Annotated in this window: 8 protein-coding genes and 2 pseudogenes; 3 read left to right on the top strand and 7 right to left on the bottom strand. The window is 64.4% G+C overall.

Going from position 1 to position 7,673, the window contains the following annotated elements; all coding sequences use genetic code 11:
• Positions 1 to 194 precede the first annotated feature (194 nt).
• The 5 genes from EN738_RS26895 to EN738_RS26875 all read right to left on the bottom strand — a co-directional run bounded on the left by EN738_RS26895 (position 195) and on the right by EN738_RS26875 (position 4,722).
• Positions 195 to 509, bottom strand: a complete 315-nt coding sequence (locus EN738_RS26895; RefSeq protein ID WP_127286342.1) for a MocE family 2Fe-2S type ferredoxin — start codon at positions 507 to 509, stop codon at positions 195 to 197.
• A 74-nt stretch (positions 510 to 583) separates the two neighbouring features.
• Positions 584 to 1,531 carry a substrate-binding domain-containing protein gene (locus tag EN738_RS26890; protein WP_127286341.1) on the bottom strand — a complete coding sequence of 316 codons (948 nt, stop codon included), beginning with the start codon at positions 1,529 to 1,531 and terminating at the stop codon, positions 584 to 586.
• Positions 1,532 to 1,610: 79 nt separating this feature from the next.
• Positions 1,611 to 2,618 carry a sterol desaturase family protein gene (locus EN738_RS26885; protein ID WP_127286340.1) on the bottom strand — a complete coding sequence of 336 codons (1,008 nt, stop codon included), beginning with the start codon at positions 2,616 to 2,618 and terminating at the stop codon, positions 1,611 to 1,613.
• Between the two features lie 24 nt (positions 2,619 to 2,642).
• A complete protein-coding gene (locus EN738_RS26880) occupies positions 2,643 to 3,434 on the bottom strand; it encodes a 3-methyl-2-oxobutanoate hydroxymethyltransferase (RefSeq protein ID WP_127286339.1) in 792 nt (263 codons plus the stop codon).
• Between the two features lie 283 nt (positions 3,435 to 3,717).
• Complete coding sequence (locus EN738_RS26875) at positions 3,718 to 4,722, bottom strand: LacI family DNA-binding transcriptional regulator (protein ID WP_127286338.1); 1,005 nt, start codon at positions 4,720 to 4,722, stop codon at positions 3,718 to 3,720.
• 180 nt (positions 4,723 to 4,902) lie between these two features.
• On the opposite strand from EN738_RS26875, the gene EN738_RS26870 reads away from it, so the two are divergent.
• Positions 4,903 to 5,175 (top strand): hypothetical protein, encoded by a 273-nt coding sequence (locus EN738_RS26870; RefSeq protein WP_127286337.1) that lies wholly within the window; start codon positions 4,903 to 4,905, stop codon positions 5,173 to 5,175.
• A gap of 167 nt (positions 5,176 to 5,342) precedes the next feature.
• Positions 5,343 to 6,154 (top strand): annotated as a pseudogene (locus EN738_RS26865) (methyltransferase domain-containing protein).
• A gap of 90 nt (positions 6,155 to 6,244) precedes the next feature.
• Here EN738_RS26865 and EN738_RS26860 read toward each other — a convergent pair.
• A complete protein-coding gene (locus tag EN738_RS26860) occupies positions 6,245 to 7,075 on the bottom strand; it encodes an aldo/keto reductase (protein WP_127286336.1) in 831 nt (276 codons plus the stop codon).
• A gap of 147 nt (positions 7,076 to 7,222) precedes the next feature.
• On the opposite strand from EN738_RS26860, the gene EN738_RS26855 reads away from it, so the two are divergent.
• A complete protein-coding gene (locus EN738_RS26855) occupies positions 7,223 to 7,519 on the top strand; it encodes a hypothetical protein (protein ID WP_320321485.1) in 297 nt (98 codons plus the stop codon).
• Between the two features lie 20 nt (positions 7,520 to 7,539).
• On the opposite strand, the pseudogene EN738_RS36450 reads toward EN738_RS26855, so the two are convergent.
• Positions 7,540 to 7,673: pseudogene (locus tag EN738_RS36450) on the bottom strand (TetR family transcriptional regulator); the annotation flags it as partial.

Genomic DNA, 7,673 nt, shown 5'->3' with positions numbered 1-7,673 from the left:
CTGCTGGACGGCTCGGGGATTTAGCGCCAGTCTCCCCCCTTGAGGGGGAGATGTCGCCGAAGGCGACAGAGGGGGGTCGCCGCGCGTGGAGCGCCAGCCTGATCCGCCGCAGGAGGTAGAGCCCAGTCGAACCGACCCCCTCCGCCCTGCCGGGCATCTCCCCCGCAAGGGAGGAGATTGGCAGCTTCAACGCCCTACCCCACCTCCACCATTACCTCTCCCGCCTCGACCTTCGCCGGATAGGTCCTGAGATTTATGCAAGGCGGCAGGCGCTTGGCCGCGCCGGTGCGGTAGTCGAAGGCGCCGGCATGTTTCGGGCATTCCACCTCGTAGTCCATGACCAGGCCGTCGGCGATGTGCACCGCCTCGTGCGTGCACAGCCCGTCGGTGCAGAACACTTCGTTGTCGGGCGAGCGGAAGACGGCGTAGGTGCGGCCGCCATGGTCGAAGCGCCGCGCGCCTTCCTGTTCGATGTCGTCGAGGCCGCAGGCCCTGATCCAGCTGGTCATTCTTCTTTCCCTGTCGATTTCGGTCGAGCCTCCGGGACGGCTGTAACGACCGCCCGGAGGGCTTGGTCGTAGGATCAGTTCTTGTTGAGGTACTCGGCGGCGTTGGCCGGGGTGACCAGCTCGAACGGCACGTAGACGACGCGGTCGACCTTCTCGCCCTTGGCGAGCGCGAGCGCGGCATCGACACCGCCGCCGCCCTGCCCGTTGGCGTTCTGGAACACCGTCACCGCAAGGTCGCCCGCCTTCATCGCCTGGAGGCCGTCCTGCGTGGCGTCGATGCCGCCGACGACGACGTTCTTCATGTCGATGCCGTTGGCCTTCAGCGCCAGGATGGCGCCGATGGCGGATTCGTCATTGTTGGCGATGACGGCATCCGGCGCCTGGCCGGCGGTCAGCCAGTTGGTCATCAGGTTCTGCGCATTGTCGCGCGACCACTCGGAGGACTGCTTGTCGGTCACCTTGATGAAATTGCACATGTCGGTCGAAAAGACCTGCTCGACATCCTTGGTGCGCTGCAGCGCTGCCTGGTGCACCAGGCTGCCCATGACGATGTAGGCGGTGGCGCCCGATGACTTGCCCTTGGCGCGCAGCATCTTGCAGACTTCGAAGGCCTCCAGCGTGCCGGACTCGACCTCGTTCGAGCCGACATAGACCTGCTTCTCCGGGAGGTTCGCCATGTCGGTCGGTTCGAGGTTGACGAAGACCAGCGGAATGCCGGCCTTGGCGGCCTCCTCGCTCAGCGACTTTGAGGCGTTGGTGTCGACCAGGGTGACGATGATGGCGTCGACGCCGCTGGCGATGAAGTTCTTCACCTGATCGAGCTGCTTGGCGACGTCGTTCTGCGCGTCCTCGACCTGGATGTCGGCGCCCTTTTCCTTGGCGCGGGCCTGCATGCCGTTCTTCAGCAGCGTCTGGAAGTTGTTGTCGAAATTGACGATCGAGACGCCGATCTTGGCGGCGAAGGCGGTTGCCGGCATCGCCATCAGCGCGGCAAGCGCGGTCGAGATCAGAAGTTTCTTCACGGGTTTCCTCCCTTTGCGGATGGGTGCCGGTTCACCCCGCTTTGTCTCCGGCCCTTTCGGGATAGCATTCACTGGGCTGTCATTTGGCGGCGGCGTTGGCGCGCGCCTTCTTCTTCTCGTAGCGGGCCTGCATGCGGGCCTCGCCGTCCTTGCTGCCGTCGTGGAAGGTGCCGAGCCAGCGGTCGAACGGGATCAGGCCGTCGCCGTAGTTCACCTCGAAATATTTGTGGTGCAGGTAGTGGATGTAGGCGTGGCTATCGACGCTCGCGTCCTCGGTCAGTTCCACCTTGTCGAAGCCGACATGGCCGGGAATGGCGCCGAAGCCGGCATAGTGGAGCTGGTAGAGCGCGAGCAGCGGGTTGGACGGGATGATCAGGTGCCAGAAGGCGACGCCGAGATAGCCGAGCTGCTCCACCGGGTGCATCGACAGCGACGACCAGGGCGACGGGTTGACCGAATTGTGGTGCACCGAATGCACCCATTTGTAGAGCGGCCCCCAGTGGATCGTCCGGTGCAGCAGGAAGAAATGCGTCTCGTGGATGATCGGCACCACCAGCGCCAGCAGGAACAGGTAGAGCGGGTGCTCGGCGAAGCTCAGCCACGGCACGTAGCCATTGGCGTAGGCATGGAGGATGGCGACCTCGATCGCCGTCCAGATCGGCATACCGGTGCCGAAGGTGCGCAGCATGTTGTCGAGGTTCTGGTTCTCGAAGAAGAACGCCTTGCTCTTCTGCTCCGACGGCCATTTGCCGTTGTATTTGAAGCGGTTGCCCTGGGCTCTCAAAATGTAGAGTCGAAGCTCGAAGACGCCGAAGAAGACAAGCAGCGCTGCGCAGTTGACGACGAACAGCCAAAGGATCCAGCCGACGGAAAGCGTCTTCATCACCTCGACGTCGGGCAACACGAAGCGCCACCACGCCACCGCCGACAGCGCGAACAGCACATTGTAGGGCAGAAAGTAGCTTGGCAGCCATTTCAGCACCGCCAGCGGCCGCGGTGGGAAGACGAAGAGGGGCGCGGTGCCGGCCGGCTCGTTCGGCGCCCAGTCGCCTCGCTTGTTGCGCGTGCCGTATTGCAAGTCGTCCATGGCTGGTCTCACAGGGCCCCGGTTTCACAAAGATTGAGAGAGGGTGAGGAAGCGGTCGTAGGCGGCATCGTCCATGTCGACCTGGTGCTTCGCTTCGGGATAGGCGCCGGCCACCACGTCGCGGCCGAAGGCGCGGAAGGCGGCAATACGCTTTTCCTGCAGCTCGGCCTCCAGCGTGACGAAGTCGGCGTAGCGCTTGGCGTGGCGCGGATAGTGGCCAGCATGGGTGCCGAGCACATCGCAGGAGAACAGATACTGCGTGTCGCAGGCCGTACCGCAGCCCATGCCCATGGTGGTCAGCGGGGTGGCGCGCGTGATGTGGTCGGCGAGCCTGACCGGCACCACCTCGACCTCGACGCAGGCCGCGCCCGCATTCTCGATGTCCTTTACCGCGCGCAGCACTTTGAAGGCTTCGTCCGCGGTGCGCCCGACAGCGCGGAAATTCGTCCAGGTGGCGCGGTTCGGCACCAGGCCGACATGGCCGGTGACCGGGATGCCCTCCGCCGCCATGGCCTCGATGAAGCGCGGCGAATGCGAGCAATAGACCGCATCGGCGCCGCGCTTCATCATGGCGAAGCCCAGCCGCACCGCCTCATCGGGCGAGGCGACCGCGCCGTGCGGCATGCCGACGGAGAGGAAGGCGAAGGGTGCCGCCTGGCGGATCAATTCCAGATTGTGGTCGGGCTCACAGGACAGGATGACGATGTCGCAGGCTACCGCGGCGGCCGCCTCGGCCGGCGTGTCGACATGCAGTTGCAGCCATTTGCGGCCGCCCTTCTGGCTTTGCAGGTCGCTGACTGTCAGCCGTCTCGTCACAAATGCATCCTCCCGTTCGCGGGCGGACGATCGCAGGTAGGAAAGAGCCCCCTCACCCGGATTGCCTGCCGATCTGTGAAGGACAGATCGAAGGCATCCGACCTCTTCCCGAAGGAAGAGGGAGATCATCGGTGCCGCCGCCCGCCTCTTCTCCGAAACGGCAAAAGGTGCAGGTGAAGCGGCCGGATGAGGGGGCGAACTTCACATGCCATCGCCCTTCCGTTCACGGGCGAGTTAGCACCGCGACGGCGGCGAAGGCTCCCGGTTCCTTGATCAAATCAGATCAAAGGTTCTCGGCGGTGAAGGTGACGAAGCGGATCGGTGGATTGTCGACCGGCAGGTCGTGCAGGTTCAGCGCCGCGAGCACAAGGTCTATGGCGCGGCGCGCCTGAGCTTCCGGCGACTGGTCGAGCACGACGTCCATCGTGCCCTCGCGCAAGGCGCGCGTGCTGCGCTCGGTCAATTCGTGACCGACGAAGAAGATGTCGCGGCCCCTCGGGTGGCGGCGCAGCACCTCGTTCAGCGCCGTGTTGGCGCCGCCGGCATTGTAGAGGCCGGCAAGGTCCGGCCAGCGCTTCAGCGCCTCGTGCAATTGTTCGGCGTTGCGGTCGCCATCGTCATGGCCGAACAGCGCCGCGACCGGCTCGAACTCAACGCCAGCCTCGATCAGATAGTCGAAGAAGCCGCGCACGCGGTCGCGGTGGACGCGGTAGATCTGGCTGTGGCAGATGGCGACGACCTTGCCCGGCCGGCGCTGCATGCGTGCCATCAGCAGGCCGGCCATGCGGCCGGCGGCGTAGTTGTCGATGCCGACATAGGTGCTTTTGGTGCCGGAGATCTGGGTGACGATCTGCACCGTCGGGATCCTTTCGCCCTCGAGCTGGCGAAGCGCGGCGCTGACCAGCGGATGGTCGGGAACGGCGAGGATCAACCCGGCGCGGCGCAAGTCCGGATCGAGGATGCGCGCGGCGATCTCGGCTGGGTTCGCTTCGTCGAGGAAAGTGCGGTGGACGGCGATCGAGCGGTCGAGGGTGGCGGCGATGCGCTCGAAGGCGCGCGAGAGCCTGGCGAAGAAAGTCGCGTCCGGCCTGACCAGGATCACCTCGATGCGGATGACGCCGCGATGCGCCTCGGGCAGACGGCGCGGATAGTCGAGCGAGCGCGCCGCCGCCACCACCTTCTCGACGGTGGCAGGGCGCACCCCGCCTCTGCCGTTCAGCACACGCTCGACGGTCGCCGTGCCGACGCCGGCACGGCGGGCGATCTCGAGGAAGGTGGGTTTTGGAATGGGCGGACTCCTGGGTGCGTAACGACGGAACCTAGTCCTTCTCCCCGTGCCGGAGAAGGTGCCTACCCATCAGCGAATGTTAATTGACAGCCAAATGGAAACGGCGCTGATTCGCGCTCGCATAGATCGCACCAGACGGGCGATTTCGACCCGCCGGGCGCCACCTTGGGAGGGTCCGCAATGCCAACGATCATCGGCCATCACAACATCACGAAAGGCGCCAAGCACTGGCTCACGTCGCCGAAGCGCAAGGAGATTTTCGGCGCGCTCGGAATCACCAACATCCGCACCTTCGTCGATCCGCAGAACCCGAACCGGGTGGCGCTGATGATGGACGTTCCGGACATGGACAAGCTTGCAGCCCTGATGCAGAGCAAGGCAGCCGCCGATGCCATGGAATTCGACGGCGTGGTACCGGAATCGCTGGTGATCCTGGTGGAAGAAAAGGGATAGCCGGCTCGCGTCCTGGGTTCGGGCGGCTCAACCAACCAAGCGCTGGATAAGGCGAAATAGGTCCAGCGTAGCCGCATATGGCGCCGGACGCCTTTCGGTCGAAAACGAGCCGAAACAAGCAATCATATGCTAGCCTTGCCAGCCATCAAACGGACGGGGGAATAGAAATGCTGGAAACCGACAAGGTGTTCGCCGGCTCTGTTCCGGAAAACTACGACCGCCATATGGTGCCGTTGATCTTCGAGCCCTACGCAGTGGATCTCGCGCGACGGGCGGCGGCGCTGTCGCCCGGCGCCGTCCTGGAGACCGCAGCCGGCACCGGGGTCGTCACCCGCGCGCTGGCGCCAAAACTGCCGGTCGGCGCAAGCTATGTCGTGACCGACCTCAACAGCCGATGCTCGACTATGCCGCCGCGCGGCAAGGCCCCGACAGCCGCATCCAATGGCGCCAGGCGGATGCACTGGCGCTGCCGTTCGAGGACGCGGCCTTCGATCTCGTCTGTTGTCAGTTCGGCGCGATGTTCTTTCCCGACCGCACGGCCGGCTATCGCGAAGCAAGGCGCGTCCTGAAGCCCGGAGGACGCTTTTTGTTCAACGTGTGGGATCGCATCGAGGAGAATGTCTTTGCGAATGACGTAACGAAGGCGCTCGCCGAGATTTTTCCCGACGATCCGCCGCGCTTCCTGGCGCGCACGCCGCACGGCTACCACCACAAGGAGCTGATCCGCGGGGACCTGGAGGCCGCGGGTTTCTCCGATATCACGATCGAGACGAGAGCCGAGCAAAGCCGGGCATCCTCGCCGCGCGTTCCGGCCGTCGCCTATTGCCAGGGCACGCTGCTGCGCAACGAGATCGAGGCCAGGGACGCGGGAAAACTGCAAGCGGCGACCGATCACGCCGAAGCCGTGATCAAGGACAGACACGGCAGCGGCGCGGTCGCCGCCAAGATCCAGGCGCATGTGATCGTGGCGATGGCGTAGCGATAGGCCAATCGCCAACGGTGCAGAAAAGGCGCCTTCGGCGAAGCGCTAATCTCCCCCACGATGGGGGAGATTAGCTGTTTCAACGCCTCAGAACAAAAACTCCGCCGTCGCCGTGTCCGGCCCGGTGCGGGCGTCTTGCGAGTCCATGCCGCGGATGGTCTCAAGGTCCCTGCCATCGAGCGCGAAGTCGAAGACGTCGAAATTGGCGGCGATGCGGTCCTGGTGGTTCGACTTCGGAATGACGATCAGCCCCTCCTGCAGGTGCCAGCGGATGATCACCTGCGCCACCGACTTACCGTGCTTCCTGGCGATTGCCTCGAGCGTCGGATCGGCCAGCAGCCGGCCGCTGCCCAGCGGGCTCCAGCTTTCTATTCTGATGTCGTGCCTAGCGTGAAAATCACGCTTGTCCCGCTGCTGGAAGCGCGGGTGCAGCTCGATCTGGTTGACGGTCGGCGTAACGCCGGTCTCGCCGATGATGCGCTCCAGATGGTCCTGGTTGAAGTTCGACACGCCGACCGATTTTATCCGGCCGGCCTTCCGCAATTCGACCAGCGTCTTCCAGGCTTCGACATACTTGCCCTGGCTCGGCACTGGCCAGTGGATGAGGAAGAGATCGATCTGGTCGATGCCGAGCTCTTGCATCGTGTCGTCGAAAGCGCGCAGCGCGGCATCGCGCTGGTGCGCACCGTTGCGCAGCTTGGAGGTGATGAACAGCTCGGCCCTCGGCACGCCAGCCGCGCGGATCGCCTCGCCGACGCCTTCCTCGTTGCGGTAGCCCTCGGCGGTGTCGATCAGCCGGTAGCCGGCCTCGATCCCCCAGCGCACGACCTTGGCGGTGGTGCCCGGGTCGACCTGCCAGACGCCCAGACCGATTTGGGGGATGGTGGAGCCGTCGTTCAGTGTCAGCCGTTCAGGCATGCGTATGTCCTTCTGCAATCATGTTTGCCCCGCGCCCTATCTAGGCTGCGCTCCCGGCAATGCCAGTCGATGACACGTTTGTGTATTTGCGGAACGGTCGGCGGCAAAGCGCACACGGCCCATTTCGACCGCACTGGAACTTTTTGCATGGCTAATGTTTTCTTAACCACGAACTCGCAGTCTCGACGGGGCGCGTTGCAATGGCCTTGCGAAAACGTCTGTTTGGGAGGCGTCATGCCAATTCGTCGAAAAGCTCAGGACGCTGGTATTTTCGATCCGTCCGAACTGGCTTTGCTGGCAAGGATCTTCGAACGGCTGAAACTCGAAAGCGATTCCGCCGATCGTCTCGAAGGTCTGGCGTCGCGCATCCTTGCCAACTACATGGCCGGCATCACCGACGAGGAAGAACTGCTCTCGCTGTCGAGGCAACCGCTGGGTCGATAGGCCGATCGTGGCGCGCCCGACTATCGGGGCGGTTTCGACGCCTTCGTCGCCCCGAACCGCAACCCATCCATCAAGAGCTTGACCAGCCGCCCCGAGCGGTCGCGCCAGTCCGGCGTGTTGGGGGCGGAGTAAATGCCGCCGAGCGCATGCAGCA

The sequence above is a fragment of the Mesorhizobium sp. M4B.F.Ca.ET.017.02.2.1 genome (genome assembly GCF_003998955.1).
GTDB classification, from domain to species: Bacteria; Pseudomonadota; Alphaproteobacteria; order Rhizobiales; family Rhizobiaceae; genus Mesorhizobium; species Mesorhizobium abyssinicae.
This window is presented reverse-complemented; position numbering and strand designations above follow the sequence as displayed.

Excerpts from the sequence above, each read along its gene's own strand:
- EN738_RS26860 (WP_127286336.1), bottom strand. The coding sequence starts at position 7,075 with ATGCCTGAACGGCTGACACTGAACGACGGCTCCACCATCCCCCAAATC.
- EN738_RS26855 (WP_320321485.1), top strand. The coding sequence starts at position 7,223 with ATGGCTAATGTTTTCTTAACCACGAACTCGCAGTCTCGACGGGGCGCG.
- EN738_RS26885 (WP_127286340.1), bottom strand. The coding sequence starts at position 2,618 with ATGGACGACTTGCAATACGGCACGCGCAACAAGCGAGGCGACTGGGCG.
- EN738_RS26895 (WP_127286342.1), bottom strand. The coding sequence starts at position 509 with ATGACCAGCTGGATCAGGGCCTGCGGCCTCGACGACATCGAACAGGAA.
- EN738_RS26870 (WP_127286337.1), top strand. The coding sequence starts at position 4,903 with ATGCCAACGATCATCGGCCATCACAACATCACGAAAGGCGCCAAGCAC.